At 61.8% G+C, this 18226-nt stretch carries 1 protein-coding gene; it reads right to left on the reverse strand.

Translation table 11 applies throughout. The features are described 5' to 3' along the window. Window positions 1-122: 122 nt before the first annotated feature. Window positions 123-18128, reverse strand: coding sequence for an Ig-like domain-containing protein (locus tag ACWKXX_RS10535; RefSeq protein ID WP_454540820.1), 18006 nt, complete (start codon window positions 18126-18128; stop codon window positions 123-125). Window positions 18129-18226: the final 98 nt, after the last annotated feature.

The raw sequence follows: 18226 nt of genomic DNA on the forward strand, positions 1-18226 counted from the left end.
GATGATTAGAAATCGAACACTGTCTAAACGAGCCCGCAAAATAATCTTGTGAAATATAGGGTTATGCCTGGTGTTGTAAAGAAACGCAAAAGGCCGCGAGGATCGCTCCCCGCGGCGTTGTTTTACGCAATTAACAGTTGATGATTGGCCAACAGCGTCGCCAGATCCGTCTGCACGCCGTTCAGCGTTACCAGCGTGGTGGGCGTGAACTGACCGCCCGTCCCGTCCAGGTCAACCTGGATCTCGGTGTTGCTGCCGTTTTGCACAACGCGGATGTAGTCGGCGATGTTGCCCGCGCTGCTGTCCAGCGTCGCCACGCCGTTCACGTAGCTCGCCGAGCCGGTGCCGGTATAGCCGCTGTCGGAAAGCAGGTCGCGCAGATCGATACGGTCCGTATCCGCCGTCCCTTCCCAGGTGCCGACGGTAAAGCCGTTCACCACATCGCTACCGTTGCCGCCCGTCGCGTCAGACGCGTTGATCAGCTTATAGAGCAACGTATCGTGACCGCCGCTGCCGATGTTGAAGGTGTCGTTCCCGCCCCGGCCTTCGAACTGGTTATCACCGCTGTTGCCGGTGATCACGTCGTCATAGTCGGAGCCGTTAATCCCTTCAATATTCAACAACCGCGTGGTACCGAATCCGGTGTCCTGCGCCGTTGAGAGGCGCAAATCAACGGTTATCCCAGAGGTGGCATTACGGTAATCCACCACGTCCATGCCGCCGGTATTGCTCCAGGTGTCGTAGTCGGAATGGGTATTCCAGCCGCCGGAGCCGTTATAGGTATAGGTCCCATCCTCTGCGATAAAGGTGTCGTTATAGCCGGTACCGGTAATGGTTCCGCTGTGGCCGCCGGTGGCCGCTTCGGCGGTGAGAACATAACCCTCTTTGCCGTTGCCCGCGTCCAGGCCGGTCCAGGTGACGTTATCCGAGACGCCGTTGGTGATCTTCACGATCTCCGCCGAGTAGGTTTCGTTCGGATCCAGCCCGTAGAAACTCACCAGCGCAGAGGTATCGTTCGAACCAATGCCGGACTGAGCGTTGATGATCTGCGAGGCCACAAGCACGCCCGCAGCGTTATACAGATTGACCGTGTTGCCGTAGTACGCGTTGATGCCTTCGCTATCGACAATGTGCAGATGCATCGCGGTACCGTCAGCGATCTCCGCATTGTTCTGCACCAGCACCACCTTACCGTTCTGCTGAGACACCAGCAGATCCTGCGCACCGTCCCAGTTGTAGTCCACCGCGGCGACACCGGTGACGTTGGCCAGCCCAGAAGCCAGCTGGCTTGAAGTCCAGGTTGAGCCGTAGCCGTTGTTGGTGAACAGGGTCGCCGTCTGTGAGCTGCCGTAGGTGCTGAGCTTGATGATGTCCATCTGCCCGTCACCGTTCCAGTCTACCGCCACCGACAGATAGCCCGCCGTGGCGTTAGAGGCTTCCACCGCGCTTTTGGTCGTGGAAAGCTGCCCGGTACCGTCGTTGTAGTAAATCACCCCGCCGTTGTTGTTGTAGCTGCTGCCGAGGTACAGATCCATGTAGCCATCGCCGTTAAAGTCCGCCCACGTCATGGAGGCCGCCGTGGTGGTATTCGAGGCGTTGGCCACAAACACGTTGGTCAGATTCTGGCCAATGGAAAGCGTACCGTTCCCGTTGTTGTTAATCACGGTGAGCGAGTACGCCCCGCTGCGGTTGGTGTGCTGCACGATGTCCACGGTACCGTCGTTGTTCAGGTCGACGCCGGAGATTTCACGCCCGGAATCGAACTGGCCGTAGAATCCACCTTCCCCGCCGGTGCCGTCCGGCGACAGAACGCCGTTGGTATTCACCAGGTAGGTCAGGGAGTCCATACCGGCATCGCCGTACGCCAGATCAAGATAGCCATCGCCGGTTTTGTCGTAGGCAATTACGCCGCCGTACCAGATGGTGGTTCCCATCGCCAGCTGGCTGGCGGTGTAGCTGCTGCCATCGTAGGTCCACATCACCTGCGTAGAGCCCGCGTAAGTATTCTCAGTTGCGAAAATATCCTGCGTGCCGTTACGGTCAAAGTCAGCTGCCGTCTGGCTCACCACATAGTAGCTACGGGTGTTAGTTAACGTATTCCCGGCATAGGTTGAATCATCGCTGCTGGAATAAGACTGTCCATTAGCAATGATATTCCACAGCCCGCTGCTGTTCATGCCGAGAGTCATGGTTGAGTTGTTGCTGTTCCCCGCAGTGGTCGCCCAGTCGGTATTCACCGAGGTGGTATCGATCACCAGGCTACCGGTTGCCGTACCGGTGGTGTTACCGTTGCCCGCGCTACTCTTCACCTGCGCGGTTACGTCGTAACTCGCCACACTCAGGGCATCGCTGTCCGGGATCTGTAGATACCAGGTATTGTGATCCGGGTCGACGACCACCGCACCGCCGGTCTGGGAGGTGTAGGTTTTCCCGTTCACCGTCACCACCAGATATTCACCGTTCACCAGGTCTGCGGAGACCGTACCGCTGACAATCGGCGTGGTATCCGAGGTGGTCTGGGCAGTAATCGCCGCCGTGGTGGTCGGGATGCTGGTATCGACGTTCAGCACAAAGCCATCCGATTCCGTGTAGTTACCGGCTTTGTCGGTGACGCGCAGAATGTAGGTGTGATTCCCGTCGAGCAGGCCGTTGTCCTGATAGGACCAGCTTGCGCTGCCGTTCATCGTGACCTGACCCAGTAAGATCCCGTCCCGGTAAAGCTGCACGATTTCGCCATCTTCCGGAGCGCGGTTAAGCGTACCGTTGATCAGCGGCGAGGTATCGTCCGTCGCGACTGATGCGCCGTACGTGCCTGTACGTTCACCTTCCCCGTCGGTATAGCTGACCACCGTTCCCACCGTGTCAGGCGGCGTGGTATCAACCGTTACCACCTGCGAAGAGGTTGAGCCGACGTTGCCCGCCTGGTCGATGATTCGCACCTGGTAGGTGTAATCCCCGTCCGCCAGATCGCGGGTATCCGTATAGCTCCAGCGCTGGTTAGTGACGGTAGTGTCAATCCAGGTATTACCGCCGTCGAGGCTGATCTGTACGCGCTCGTCGCTGGCCAGCGCGCTGCCCAACGAGCCGTTGATCGTCAGCGAGGTGTCCATGGTGATGAAATCACTCCCGGACTGCCCGGTATCTTCGCTGATGCTGTCAATGGTGATGCCGTACTGCGGCGCCTGGGTATCCACCGTCACGTCCTGCGTGGTGGTGGCCCCGACGTTGCCCGCCTGATCGACAACCCGCACCTGATAGCGGTAGTCGCCGTCGGCCAGGGTGCGGGTGTCGTTATAACTCCACCGGGTGCCGCTTACCGTGGCGTAAACCCAGGTGGTGCCGCCATCCATGCTCACCTGCACATACTCACCCGCCCCGAGTTCGGCCCCGAGCGTCCCGTTGAGCGTGTACGAGGTCGAACTGGTCAGGAAGTCGTTATTGTCGAAGCCGGTATCGACGGTGATGTTATCCACGGTCACCGTAATCGCCGCATCCGGCGCGACCGTATCGACCGTCACCTGCTGATGAGCGCTGGCACCCACGTTGCCCGCCGCATCCACTACGCGAACGTAGTAGTCATAGGTCTGGTTACCCAGCGTGCGGCCGTCCACGTAGTACCAGCTGTTGCCAGTGACGATCACGTTCTGCCAGGTGACCCCGCCGTCGATGCTGATCTGGGCATATTCGCCGTCGGCCAGCGTTGCGCCGAGCGAGCCGTGCAGCGTCAGGGAGGTGTCATTGGTGATAAAGTCGCTGCTGCTCAGGCCGGTATCGTCGCTGATGCTGTCGATAGCGATCGTTTTGCTGGCGTCCGGCGCGACGGTATCAATGGTCACCACCTGGCTGGTAGTGGCGCTGATATTCCCCGCGTCGTCAATCACCCGCAGCTGATAGTTGTAGTCTCCGTCGGCCAGCGTGCGGCCGTCAACGTAGGTCCAGCTCAGGCCGCTGACGCTCACGTCAGTCCAGGTTGCGCCACCGTCGAGGCTGATCTGAGCGTGGTCGCCGCTGCCCTGGGCCGCGCCGAGCGTCCCTTTCAGGCTGATCTGGTTGTCGCTGGTAATAAAGTCGCTGTCGGACAGGCCGGTATCCTGCGAGACGGAATCCACGGTAATAGTCGCCGCCGCAGGCTTCGTCAGATCGATTACCACGTCCTGGCTGTCCGTTGCCCCAACGTTGCCTGCATTGTCGATCACGCGCACCTGGTACTGGTACGTACCGTCGGTCAGGGTACGGCCATCGGTGTAGCGCCAGGTGGTGCCGGTGACGGTCAGGTCAATCCAGGTGGTACCGCCGTCAAGGCTGATCTGCGCCTTCTCGTTATTGCCGAGCTGCGCGGTCAGGGAACCATTCACCACCACCTGGCTGTCGTTGGTGATGAAGTCATTCGCGCTGAGGCCGGTATCGTTTTGCAGGGAATCAATGCTGATCCCCATCGACGGTGCGGTGAGATCCACGGTAACGGTATGGTTATCGCTGGCGCTGTTGCCGATGGCGTTGCTCACCTGCGCGTTAATCACGTACGAACCGCCGTCCGCCAGCGCGGTCACGTCTGCGCTGCCGACCGTATAGCTCCAGGTGCCGTCATTTTGAACGGTAGCCGTGTAGGTTTTACCGTTAAGCGTAATGGTCACCGTCTGGCCCGTTGGCGCATCGGTGGTGCCGCTGATAACCAGCGGCGTGCCGTGCTCGGCGGCGTTGACGATATCATCCTGCGCAAAGGTGTTAATGGCGATGGTCGGCACGTCACCGTTCAGCGTCACGTCGTGCGTTGCGCTGCCCGGGTTACCTGCCTTATCGCTCACCGTAGCCGTAATGGTGTATTCCCCGTCGCTCAGTCCGAGGAAGTCGCGTCCCGGCACGAAGACGGACCAGGAGCCATTCGCCGCCACGGTCGCCTGATAGCTGTGGCCGTTGAAGGAGACGGTCACCGTCTGGCCCTGCTCCGCGGTGGTGGTCCCGCTGATGGTCTGTCCCGCCAGCTGCTCGGCGTCGTTGACGATATCGTCATCGGCCACGGTGCTGATGGTCACGGCTGGCGCGACGGTATCGACCGTTAAGGTATGCGTCGTCTGGCCGTTATTACCCGCCTTGTCGTTCACCGACGCGGTGACCGTCAGCGCGCCTTCGCTCAGGTTGGCAAGATCGGCGGCCGGGACGTCGAGCGTCCAGGTGCCGTCGTTTGCCACAAGCGCAGTGTAGGTTTTCCCGCCCAGCGTGACGGTCACCGTCTGGCCTGCTTCCGCGCTGGAAGAGCCGTGTACGGTGAGCGGCTGTTGGGCTTCCGCCGCATTCAGCACATCGTCGCCCGACAACGTGTTCACGCTAATCACCGGCGCGGTGGTGTCCACGCTGATGGTGTGCGTCGCCGAGGCGCTGTTCCCGGCGCTGTCCTGCGCCGAAACAGAAACCTGGTAGCTCGCGCCGTCGGCCAGGGTGCCCACGTCGGCGGCCGGTACGGTGGTTGTCCAGGAGCCATCGCTCTGGATAGTGGCCGTATAGCTCTTACCATTCAGGGTGATATTGACCTGCGTACCGCTGGCGAACTGCGCGCTGGAGCCGTTGATGACCAGCGACGCCCCCGCTTCTGCCGCATTGATCACGTCATCGCCGCTGAGGGTGTTGACGGTCAGCGCGACCGATGCGGTATTTACCACCACGTCATGGGTCTGGGTGCTGCTGTTGCCCGCGCTGTCGGTGATTGTCGCGCTGAGGGTCACGGTGCCGTCGGTCAGGGCAGAAATGTCGCTGGCAGGAACGCCCACGCTCCATTTGCCACTGGCGTCAACGGTGGTGGTGTACTGGTTCGAACCTATCGTGATGACCAGCTTATCGCCGACGCTGGCACCGGTTGCGGTGCCGCTGACGACCTGCGCCTGCCCGTGCTCAACGCTGTTGATGACGTCATCGCCCGCCACGACGTTAAAGCTGACGGTCGGCGGCGTGGTATCGAGCGTAATCGCTTTGCCCGCGCTGCCCGGGTTACCCGCGGCGTCACTCACGCTCACCTGCACGGTGTAGCCGTTATCCGCCAGAGTGGACAGATCGGCGGCCGGCACGTTAATGCTCCAGACGCCGCCCTGCTGAACCTGTGCGGTATAGCTGTTTCCACCGAGGTTAACGGTTACCGTCTGACCGACTTCAGCCGTGGTGGTGCCGGAAATGGCCACGCCCGCAGCCGCTTCGCTGCCGTTGATCACGTTGTCGCCGGCTACAGTGTCAATGGTCACGGTTGGCGCCGTGGCATCGACGCTGTACTCCCGGCCCGCAGACGCGCTGTTGCCGTTCACATTGGTCACGCTCACCTGCACGCTGGCGTCGCCGTCTTTCAGACCCGCAAGATCCGAGGAAGGCACGGTGGCCGTCCAGTTGCCGTCGGCATCGACTTTGGCGGTGTAAGACTTGCCGCCAAAGGTGATGGTCACGGTCTGGTTCTCTTCCACATTGGAGGTGCTGCCGGAAAGCACCAGATCCGCACCTTTCTCCGCCGCGTTAATCACGTCGTCGGTGGCGATGGCATCAATGCTGATCGCCACGGCTGCCAGATCGACGGTGACGTCGTGGCTGATAGAGACCGGATTGCCCGCCGCGCTCTGGCCTGCAACGGTCACGGTAACCGTGCCCGCAGCCAGGGCCCCGACGTCTGCTGCCGGGATCGCCGCGCTCCAGGTACCGTCTGCCAGCACGGAGGCCGCATAGGTTTTGCCATTGACGGTCACGGTGAGCGTAGTGCCTGCCGCCAGTCCGTCGCTGGAGCCGGTGACAATCAGGTTCTGTCCATGCTCGATGCTGTTAATCACATCGTCGCCCGCGACGGTATCCACGCGCAGGCCCGGCAGGCTGGCGTCGATAGTGATATCGCGCTCGCCCGTTCCCGTATTGCCATGGTCATTAGTGACGGTTGCTGACACCGTTAAATCGCCATTGCCCAGCGCGGTCAGGACGGATTCCGGCACGTTAACGGACCAGGTCAGATCGCTCTGCACCGTCGCGGTATAGGTGTTGCCGCCGATGTTCACCGTCACGGGGTTACCGATGTCCGCGTTCGCCACCTTACCGGTAATGGTCTGGCCTGCGGCCACTTCCGCCGCGTTGATGACGTTGTCCCCCGCCACGGTGTTGATGGTGACGGTTGGCAGCGCGGTATCGACAAGCAGGTTCGCCGTAGTGCTGATGCTGTTGCCCACGCCGTTGGTGGTCGTCGCGCTCAGGGTGTAGCTGGCTTCACCGAGGCCTGACAGATCCGCAGCCGGAACCGTCAGGCTCCAGGTGCCGTCTGCCGCAGTCGTCGCCGTGTAGTTTTTACCGTTCAGGGTCACGGTGACTACAGTGCCTTCCGCCAGGTTGGCGCTGGTGCCGTTGACGCTCAGATCCTGCCCTTTTTCTACCGCGTTCAGGACGTTGTCATCGCTGATGGCGTTGAAGCTGACCGACGGCAGACCGGTATCGACGGTCACATTATGCGTGCCGCTGCCGGTATTGCCCGCCGCGTCGGTGACTGACGCAGTGACGGTCACGCTGCCGTCGCTGAGGCCTGAAATCACATTCGCCGGAACGCCCACGCTCCAGTTACCCGCCGCATCCAGCACGGTGGTGTACGACTGGCCGCCGATGGTGACGGTGACGGTGTCGCCCGCCGCCGCGCCGGTCGCGGAGCCGCTGATAATCTGCGCCTGATTGTGTTCAGCCACGTTAATCACATCGTCACCTGCAACGGTGTGGATGGTCACCGCAGGTACGGTGACGTCCACCGTCAGGGTGTGGTCAACCGACGCCGGGTTACCCGCCTTGTCGCTGACTGAGGCGGTGACCGTCACGCTGCCGTCGGTTAATCCTGCCAGATCCGCCGCCGGAACGTTCAGCGTCCAGCTGCCGTTCGCGCTGACGGTTGTGGTGTAATCTTTGCCGTTCAGCGATACGGTCAGCGTCTGGCCTGCTTCGGCGGTACTGGTGCCGGAGATTGCCAGGTCTGACTGAGCTTCCGTGGCGTTCAGGATATCGTCGGTGGCAATCGTGTTGATGGTCACGGACGGCGCGGTAGCATCCACGCTGTACTCACGGCCCGCCGAGGCGCTGTTGCCGTTCACGTTGGTGACGCTCACCTGCACGCTGGCGTCGCCATCCTTCAGGCTAGCCAGATCCGCTGACGGCACGGTATAAGTCCAGTTGCCGCTGTCGTCCACGGTGGTGGTGTAGATCCTGCCGTTCAGACTGATGGTCACGGTCTGCCCGGCTTCCACGTTGGTGGTCACACCGGACAGTACCAGATCCGCGCCCTTCTCCGCCGCGTTAATCACGTCGTCGGTGGCAAGCGCATTGATGCTGATGGCAACGGTAGCCAGATCCACGGTCACGTCGTGGCTGATGGTGATCGGATTACCCGCCGCGCTGTCACCGGTAACGCTGATTTTCACGGTGCCTTCCGGCCACGCGCTCACGTCGGTGGACGGGATCGCCGCGCTCCAGGTGCCGTCTGCCAGTACCGTTGCCGCGTAATCTTTACCGTTGACGGTAACCGTCAGCGCCGTGCCCGGCGCCAGCCCGTCGCTGGAGCCTGAAACAATCAGGTTCTGCGCGTGCTCAATGGTGTTGACCACGTCGTCACCCGCCACGGTATTCACGCGCAGGCCCGGCAGGTTAGCGTCGATAGCGATCTCGCGTTCGCCGGTGCCGGTGTTGCCGTGGCCGTTGGTGACGGTCGCCGTCACGCTCAGGCTGCCGTTGCCGAGTGCGGTCAGCACGTCAGACGGCACGTTGACGGACCAGGACAGATTATTCTGCACCGTTGCGGTGTAGCTGTGGCCGCCGATAGTCACGGTCACGGTGTTGCCCGCTTCGGCATTCGCCACGGTGCCGCTCAGTGTCTGGCCTGCCGCCACTTCCGCCGCGTTGATGACGTTGTCGCCCGCCACGGTGTTGATGGTGACGGTTGGCAGCGCGGTGTCGACAAGCAGGTTCGCAGAACTGCTCACGCTGTTGCCAACGCCGTTGGTGGCCGTTGCGTTCAGGGTATAACTGGCCTGACCGAGACCGGCCAGATCCGCAGCCGGAACCGTCAGGCTCCAGGTGCCGTCTGCCGCAGTTGTCGCCGTGTAGTTTTTACCGTTCAGGGTCACGGTGACCACGGTGCCTTCCGCCAGGTTGGCGCTGGTGCCGCTGACGCTCAGATCCTGGCCTTTTTCAACGGCGTTCAGGACGTTGTCATCGCTGATGGCGTTGAAGCTGACCGATGGCAGGCCGGTATCGACGGTCACATTATGCGTGCCGCTGCCGGTATTGCCCGCCGCGTCGGTGACTGACGCAGTGACGGTCACGCTGCCGTCGCTGAGGCCGGAAATGACGCTGGCCGGGACGCCCACGCTCCAGTTACCCGCCGCATCCAGCACGGTGGTATAAGTCTGGCCGCCGATCGTGACGGTGACCTTATCGCCCGCCGCCGCGCCGGTGGCGGAGCCGCTGATAATCTGCGCCTGATTGTGTTCAGCCACGTTAATCACGTCGTCGCCTGCCACGGTGTGGATGGTCACTGCCGGAACGGTGACGTCCACCGTCAGGGTGTGGTCCACCGACGCCGGGTTACCCGCCTTGTCGCTGACGGCCGCGGTCACGGTGACGCTGCCGTCGGTTAATCCTGCAAGGTCAGCTGCCGGCACGTTCAGCGTCCAGCTGCCGTTCGCGCTGACGGTTGTGGTGTAATCTTTGCCGTTCAGCGATACGGTCAGCGTCTGGCCTGCTTCGGCTGTACTGGTGCCGGAGATTGCCAGGTTGGACTGCGCTTCCGTGGCGTTCAGGATATCGTCGGTGGCAATCGTGTTGATGGTCACGGACGGCGCGGTAGCATCCACGCTGTACTCACGTCCCGCAGACGCGCTGTTGCCGTTCACGTTGGTGACGCTGACCTGCACGCTGGCGTCGCCGTCTTTCAGACCGGTCAGATCCGCAGACGGCACCGTGGCGGTCCATTTACCCTCAGCGTCCACCGTGGCGGTGTAGTTCTTGCCGCCGAAGGTGATGGTGACGATCTGGTTTTCTTCGACGTTCGAGGTGGTGCCGGAGAGCACCAGATCCGCACCCCTCTCGGCGGCGTTGATCACGTCATCGGAAGCGATGGCGTCAATGCTGATGGCGACGTTTGCCAGATCCACCGTCACATCATGGTTGATAGTCACCGGATTGCCCGCGCTGCTCTGGCCTTCAACGTTCACGGTGACCGTGCCTGCGGCAAGGGCACTCACGTCCGCAGAAGGGATCGCCGCGCTCCAGGTGCCGTCTGCCAGCACGGTAGCCGGATAGGTTTTACCGTTTACGGTGACGGTCAGCGCCGTACCCGCCTTCAGGCCGTCGCTTGAACCCGTGATAATCAGATTCTGCCCGTGTTCGATGCTGTTAATCACGTCATCGCCCGCTACGGTGTCCACGCGCAGGCCCGGCAGATTCGCGTCGATAGTGATATCGCGCTCGCCGCTGCCGCTGTTGCCCACGCCGTTCGTGACGCTGGCGGTCACGGTCAGATCGCCATTGCCCAGCGCGGTGAGCACAGACTCCGGTACGCTGACGGACCAGGTGAGATTGTCCTGTACCGTTGCGGTGTAGCTGTGGCCGCCAACAGACACAGTCACGGTGTTGCCCGCTTCGGCATTCACCACTGTGCCGCTAATGGTCTGGCCGGTTGCCAGCTCCGCTGCGTTGATCACGTCGTCGCCCGCCACGGTGTTGATGATGACGCCAGGCAGCACGGATTCCACGTTCACGGTGTGCGAGGTGCTGGAGCTGTTGCCGACGCTGTCCGTCGCGGAGGCCGACACGGTGTAAAGCGCTTCACCCAGTTGCCCCACCTCGCTCGCCGGAACGGTTGTGGTCCATTGGCCATTGGTGTCCACCGTGGCGCTGTACGCTTTGCCGTTGAGCATCACGGTGACCACCGCGCCCGCTGCCAGCCCGGAAGCCGTACCTGTGATGGTCAGATCCTGCGTTTTCTCGCTGCTGTTGATCACATCGTCACCGGACACGGTGTCAATGGTCAGCACCGGCGCGGTGAGGTTGACTTCAACCTCGTGCGTTGTGCTGTTGCTGTTTCCGGCTTTATCGGTCAGCGCCGCGGTGATGGTGTAATCCCCGGCGGCCAGGGCACTCACGTCCGCCGCAGGCACGCCCACGCTCCACCTGCCGGAAGTGTCCAGGGTCGCGGTGTAATCTTTGTTATTGATGGTGACGGTCACCACGTCGCCCGCCGCCGCACCGGTCACGGAACCGGTGACAATCAGCGCCTGCGCATGCTCGGCGCTGTTGATCACGTCGTCGTCGGAAACGGTGTTAATGGTCAGCTGTGGCACCGTGGTATCCACCAGCACATCGCGGTCCGCCGAGGCCGGGTTACCCGCCTTATCCGCGACGGCTGCCGTGATGGTGTAATCGCCGTCGGTAATCGCGCCGATATCCGCAGACGGTACGGTGACGCTCCAGCTGCCGTTCGCCTGTACGGTGGTGGTGTAGTCCACGCCGTTCAGCGTCACGGTCACGGTCTGGCCCGCTTCGGCGTTGGAGACACCGTTAACGACCAGATCCTGCTGCGCTTCGGCCGCGTTGATGATGTTGTTGTCGCTGACGATCTCGATGGACACCGTCGGCGCGGTGGCGTCCACGCTGTATTCGCGGCCCGCCGAGGCGCTGTTGCCGTTCACGTTGGTGACGCTGACCTGCACGCTGGCGTCGCCGTCTTTCAGTCCGCCCAAATCGGCAGACGGTACGGTCGCCGTCCAGTTGCCACTGGCATCCACCGTCGCAGTGTACAACTTGCCGCCGAAGGTGATGGTAACGGTCTGGTTTTCTTCCACGTTGGTGGTCGAGCCAGACAGCACCAGGTCCGCGCCTTTCTCAGCCGCGTTGATTACGTCGTCCGAGGCAATCGGATTAATGCTGATGGCGACTGCCGCCAGATCCACTTTCACGTCGTGGCTGATGGAAACCGGGTTACCCGCCGCGCTCTGGCCGTCAACGGTCACAGTGATTGTGCCTGCGCTCAGCGCGCCGACGTCCGCCGCCGGTATAGCCGCCGTCCAGGTGCCGTCCGCCAGCACGGTTGCCGCGTAGGTTTTGCCGTTGACGGTGACCGTCAGCGCCGATCCGCTCGCCAGCCCGTCGCTGGAGCCGGTGATAATCAGGTTTTGACCATGTTCGATGCTGTTGATCACATCGTCGCCTGCTACGGTATCCACGCGCAGGCCCGGCAGGCTGGCATCAATCGTGATGTCGCGTTCGCCGGTGCCGGTGTTGCCGTGGCCGTTGGTCACGCTCGCTGTTACGGTGAGATCGCCGTTACCGATAGCGGTTAAGACGTCAGACGCCACGTTAACCGACCAGCTCAGGTCGTCCTGAACCGTCGCGGTATAGGTGTTGCCCCCGATACCGATCGTGACAGTGTCACCGCTCGCCGCGCCGCTCACTTTCCCGCTCAGGGTTTGTCCGGAAGCCACTTCCGCCGCGTTAATCACGTCGTCGGTGGCAACCGCATTAATGGTGACCTGCGGCAGCGCGCTGTCGACCAGCACGCTATGGCTGGTATTCGCGCTATTACCCGCGGTATCGGTCACGCTGGCCGTCACGCTGTAGCTCGCTTCGCCCAGTACCGAGACGTTTGCCGCCGGAACGGTGACGCTCCAGTTACCGCTGGCATCGGTGGTGGCGGCGTAACTGATACCGTTCAGGGTTACGGTGATGCGGGTCCCGTCCGGCTGGTTGCTGGTGCCGGAGATCAACAGGTCCTGGCCTTTTTCGGTCGCGTTGATCACGTCGTCAACCGCCAGGGTATTGATGGCAATCACCGGCGTGGTCAGGGAGACGTCAAACGCGTGCGTCGCGCTGGTGCTGTTGCCCGCTTTATCGGTGAGTGTGGCGGAGATCGTCTGATCGCCGTTAGCCAGCGCGCCCACGTCCGCCGCCGGAACGCCCACGCTCCAGTTACCGGCACCGTCCAGCATCGCGGTGTAGTCTTTGCCGTTCAGGGTCAGGGTAATCACATCGCCCGCCTGCGCGCCCGTCACCTTGCCGGTGACAATCAGCGCCTGGCCGTGCTCGGCAATATTAACAATGTCGTCGCCCGCCACAATGTTGAAGGTAATCTGCGGCACGGTAGTGTCGACCAGCACGGACGCCCCCGCGCTGGCCGGGTTGCCCGCTTTATCGGACACGGTCACCGTGACCGCCGCGCTGCCGTCGGCGATCCCCGCCAGATCCGCCGCCGGAACGTCCAGCGTCCAGCTGCCGTTCGCCTGCACCTGGGCGGTGTACTGATTGCCGTTGAAGGTCACGGTGACCGTCTGGCCTGCTTCGGCAGTAGACGTCCCGCTCAGGGTCAGATCCTGCGCCGCCTCTGCCGCATTCAGCATGTTGTCGCCGCTGATGGTGTTGATGGTGACCGCTGGCGCGGCGGTATCGACGCTGAATGCCTGCGAGGAAGAGGCCGCGTTGCCGTTCACGTTGGTGACGCTGACCTGTACGCTGGCGTCGCCGTCCTTCAGGCCGCTCAGATCGGCAGCCGGTACGGTGCAGGTCCAGTCGCCGTTGGCATCGACCGTCGTGGTCCAGGTTTTACCCGCAAAGATAATGGTAACGGTCTGGCCCGCTTCAACGTTCGAGGAGGAGCCGGACAGCACCAGATCCTGGCCTTTTTCTGCCGCGTTAAGCACGTTGTCGTCCGTCACGCTGTTGATGCTTATCGCCACCGGGGCGAGATCGACATCCACAACGGTACCGATATTCACCGGGTTGCCGGAGGTATCCTGCGCGCTGGCGCTGATGGTGAGCGACCCGTCTGCCCACCGGGAGACGTCGGCGGCCGGAACCGCAGCCTGCCAGGTGCCATCCGCCAGTACCGAGGCGGAATAACTCTTGCCGTTGATGGTCACGGTGACGGTGCTACCCGCCGCCAGGTCGGTGCTGGTGCCGGAGATAACCAGGTTCTGCGCGTGTTCAATAACGTTAATGACGTCGTCACCGGCGACGGTATCAATGCGCAGGCCGGGCAGCTGGGCGTCAATGGTGACATCCAGGGAAGACGATCCGGTATTGCCGTGCGCGTTCGTCACGCTGGCCGATACGGTCAGGTCGCCGTTGCCGAGCGCGGTTAACTGACTCTGGGTTAACGGCAGGCTCCAGGTGAGATCGTCCTGTACGGTGGCCGTGTATGTCTGCCCGCCGAGGACAATCGTGACGGTATCGCCCGATGCCGCGTTAGAAACCTTTCCGGTCAGGGTTTGCCCTGCGGCCACTTCCGCCGCGTTGACGATATTGTCGCCCGCGAAGTTGTTGAGGGTAACAACCGGCAGCGAGCTGTCCACCAGTACATCGTGCGTGGCAGCGGCGCTGTTGCCCACATTATCGGTGACGCTCGCCGTCACGGTGTAATTGGCTTCACCCAGCGCGCTCACCGCAGAGGCGGGGACGGTAACGCTCCAGTTGCCGCTGGCGTCGGTGGTGGCGGTGTAGTTGATACCGTTCAGATTAACGGTGATGGTGGTTCCTTCCGGCTGGTTGCTGGTACCGGAAAGCAGCAGATCTTCGCCCTTCTCTGCCGCATTGATCACGTCATCCGCGGCCAGCGTGTTAATACCGATAACGGGCGTCACAGTATTGACCACCACATCCACTGAACTGCTGCCGGTGTTGCCGGATTGGTCGGTCACGGAGACGTTAATGGTCCAGGTGCCGTCCGTCAGCCCCTGAACGACGGACGCAGGCAGGCCGAGGCTCCAGTTGCCTGCCGCATCCACCACGGTGGTGTAGTCCACGTTATTGATGGTGATGGTGACCAAATCGCCCGCCGCCGCGCCGGTGACGGAGCCGCTCAGGATCTGCGCCTGAGCATGGGCCAGCTGGTTAACGGTGTTGGTGTCGGTGACGAAATCGTTGATGGTCACCTGCGGCACGGTGGCATCCACCAGCCCAACGCGGTCCGCGCTGCTGCTGTTGCCCGCCACGTCACTGACGGTGGCCGTCACGGTGACATTGCCATCGGTCAGCGCGCCTACGTCGGCGGCAGGCACGTTCAGCTGCCAGCGACCGTCCGCCTGTACCGTGGTCTGGTAAGATTTACCGTTCAGCGTCACGGTGACCGTCTGGCCCGCTTCAGCGGTTGTGCTGCCGCTGAGCACCAGATCCTGCTGCGCTTCTGCCGCATTAATGATGTTGTCGTCGGTCAGGTTATCAAGCGTAATGGCTGGCGGCTGCGTATCGACGATCACCACGCGTGAGGCGTCCGCGCTGTTGCCGTTGACGTTAGTCACGCTGACGCTCACCTGCGCACGCCCGTCGATCAGCGTTTCCATCGCGCTCGCCGGAACGGTCAGGTGCCAGGAGCCGTCCTGCTGCACCTGTGCAGTAAAGGTTTGATCCGCGAATTTCACCACCACGGTCTGCCCGGCCTCCACGCCCTGCGTCTGACCAGAAAGCGTGACATCCGCGCCTTTTTCCGCCGCGTTGAGCATATCGTCAGTGGTTACGGTATCGATGGTGACGGCCACCGCATTCAGGTCAAGCTCGATCGGGTGTTCAGCCGCCACGGTGTTGCCCCAGGCATCTTCCGCGCTGACGCTGACGGTCATGCCTCCCGCCGTCCATGCCTGAAGGTCCGCCGCCGGCACGCCAATCTGCCAGCTGCCGCTGGCGTTAACCGTGGTGACGTATTCGACATTATTGATGGTAACGGTGATCTGTGTGCCTTCGGCCAGATGAGTGCTGGAGCCGGTTACGGCCAGATCCTGCTGCTGCTCGATGGCGTTAATCACGTCATCGCCAGAGATCGTGTTCACGCGCAGGCCCGGCAGTTCGGCGTTGATGTTGATATCACGTTCGCCGGTGCCGGTATTGCCGTGCGCATTGGTGACAGAGGCGCTGAAGGTTAAATCGCCGTCGCCAAACGCCTGGAGGTCGGCCGATGGGATTGTCACGCTCCATTTGAGGTCGCTGCCAACCGTCGCGGTGTAGCTCTTGCCGCCCACGGTGACAGAGACGGTATCGCCCGCCGCCGCGCCGGTGACGCGTCCACTGAGGGTTTGGTCAACCGCCGCTTCGGCGTTATTGACCAGGTTATCCCCGGCAAAGGTGTTGACGACCACCTGCGGCAGCACGGTGTCTACCAGCAGATTCGCCTCGGCGGAGCCGCTGTTACCCACGCTGTCGGTGCCGCTGACGCTGACGGTGTAAAGGGTATTCGCCAGATCCAGCACGTCGGAAACCGGCACCTGAACGGACCAGCGACCGTTCTCAACGGTGGCCTGATAGTTAACGTTGTTCAGCGTCACGGTGACAGCGCTGCCGTTCGGCAGATTACTGGTCCCGCTCAGGCTCAGGGGCTGCATGGCCTCCTGCGCATTCAGGACGTTATCCTGGCTGATGGGGTCAAGGGTAAATTCCGGCGGGTTGCCGCTCAGCGTAATGCCGTGCGTCGCGCTGCCGGTGTTGCCCGCCGCATCGGTCACGGAGACCGAAATGCTGTGGCTACCTTCCCCCAGCGCGCCAATGACGGAGGCAGGCACGCCGACGCTCCAGCTGCCGTCGGCAAGCACCACACCGGTGAAGGTCTGTCCGCCAACGGTCACGGTGACAACGTCGCCCTCCGCCGCGCCGTTCGCCTGGCCGGAAATAATCTGCGCCTGCCCCTGCTCGCTGGTGTTCAGAATGTCGTCGCCCGCGACGGTGTTGATAGTGACCACTGGCGCTGCGGTATCGACCGTGAAATCGGCGGTGGTGGATGACCCGTTACCCGCTTTGTCGCTGACGTTTACCGTCAGGGTGTGCTCGCCGTTAGCCAGCGCCTGTACTTCACTGGCCGGAAGCGTAACGGACCAGCTGCCGTCGCTGCCCACGGTCGCCGTGTGATTTTTGCCGTTCAGCGTGACCGTCACAATCTGGCCCGCTTCCGCATCGGTTTTCCCGGTCAGCGTCAGCGGCTGATTATGTTCAGCCGCGTTGATGATGTTGTCCTGGGCGATCGTGTCGACAGAGATCACTGGCGAGGCGGTATCCACGCCAATCGTCTGGCTGCCGGACACGGTGTTGCCCGCCGCGTCTTTTCCGCTGACGTTGACCGTCCAGGTACCATCGCCCAGCGCCTGTGCGTCGGCAGCAGGCACCTTCACGCTCCATGCGCCGTTTGCCCCCACTTCTGCGGTATAGGTTTTACCGTTGAGCGTGACGGTAAGCGCCGTTCCCTGGGCCAGGTTTTTGCTGGTGCCGGACAGTGTAAAGCCAGCGGCCTGCTCGCTGGCGTTGATCACGTTATCGCCCGCCGTGGTGGCGAGCGTCACGCTGGTATCCGCTGTAGAAACGGTTACGGTAATACTGCCCGCAGAGGTCGTTTTACTGCCGTCGATCTGTACGACGGACCAGGTATGTTCCCCGTCCGCCTGGGTCGGGAGTGTTACCGTCCAGGTGCCGTCCTTCGCAACCATGGTGCTGGCGATGGTGCTGCCGTTGCCGTCTTTAACCTGAATGGTCGCGCCCGGCTGCCCGGTACCGCTGAAGGTGGGGGTGTTGTCATCCGTGACCTCTTTTGCACTCAGCACGCCCTGCTTGTCACCCGCGTTGTCCGTCAGCAAAAATGTCGGCGTGGCGCTTTCGACTTCTTTTGTATTATCAATAACCCTGGTTTTAGTTTCGCCATCGCCGCCGTGAGCCAGCAGTGCGCCGATCGCACCGCCCCCTAACGCCGCACCGGCAATCCAACCCCACGGCGCATCGCTTAAGACGCTTCCCTGCTCCAGGAAAGGTTCAATGCTGCTAATGGGTGCAGCCTGGGCGGTTAATTCGGTGGCGGCAACGCCTGATGCTTCCCCGGCATCGGCAAATGAAATATGGGTCAACGCCTGGTTATCGTTAAATACCAGCTCGGAATGATTATGGGTTTCCGTGTCTTCGACAAAATAATTATTGCAGCGGATCACGCTGCCATCTTTCATATAAATGAGGAGGTCATTCCCCTGGCGGACATAACGCACCACGTCCTGAGCAGAACCCTGAATTTCAATCACGCTCGATGAGGAAATAGAGACCGAGAGATTCCCCTCTCCGGTTAATTTCGTCTTCTCTGCCGTTTTGCGAATGATGACATCAACAACTTTTGCGGTACTCATATTCTTCTCCTTGCAGGTGCGCGTATTCCTGTGGATATGTCCACCAGAGGGATGTAGCTATCCTTGGGAAAAATCACCCATTATTGTCTGACTTATTT

Source organism: Enterobacter sp. UPMP2061, from assembly GCF_053709615.1.

What these genes read in the sequence shown, in the direction of transcription:
- ACWKXX_RS10535 (WP_454540820.1), bottom strand. Translation starts at nt 18,128, where the DNA reads ATGAGTACCGCAAAAGTTGTTGATGTCATCATTCGCAAAACGGCAGAG.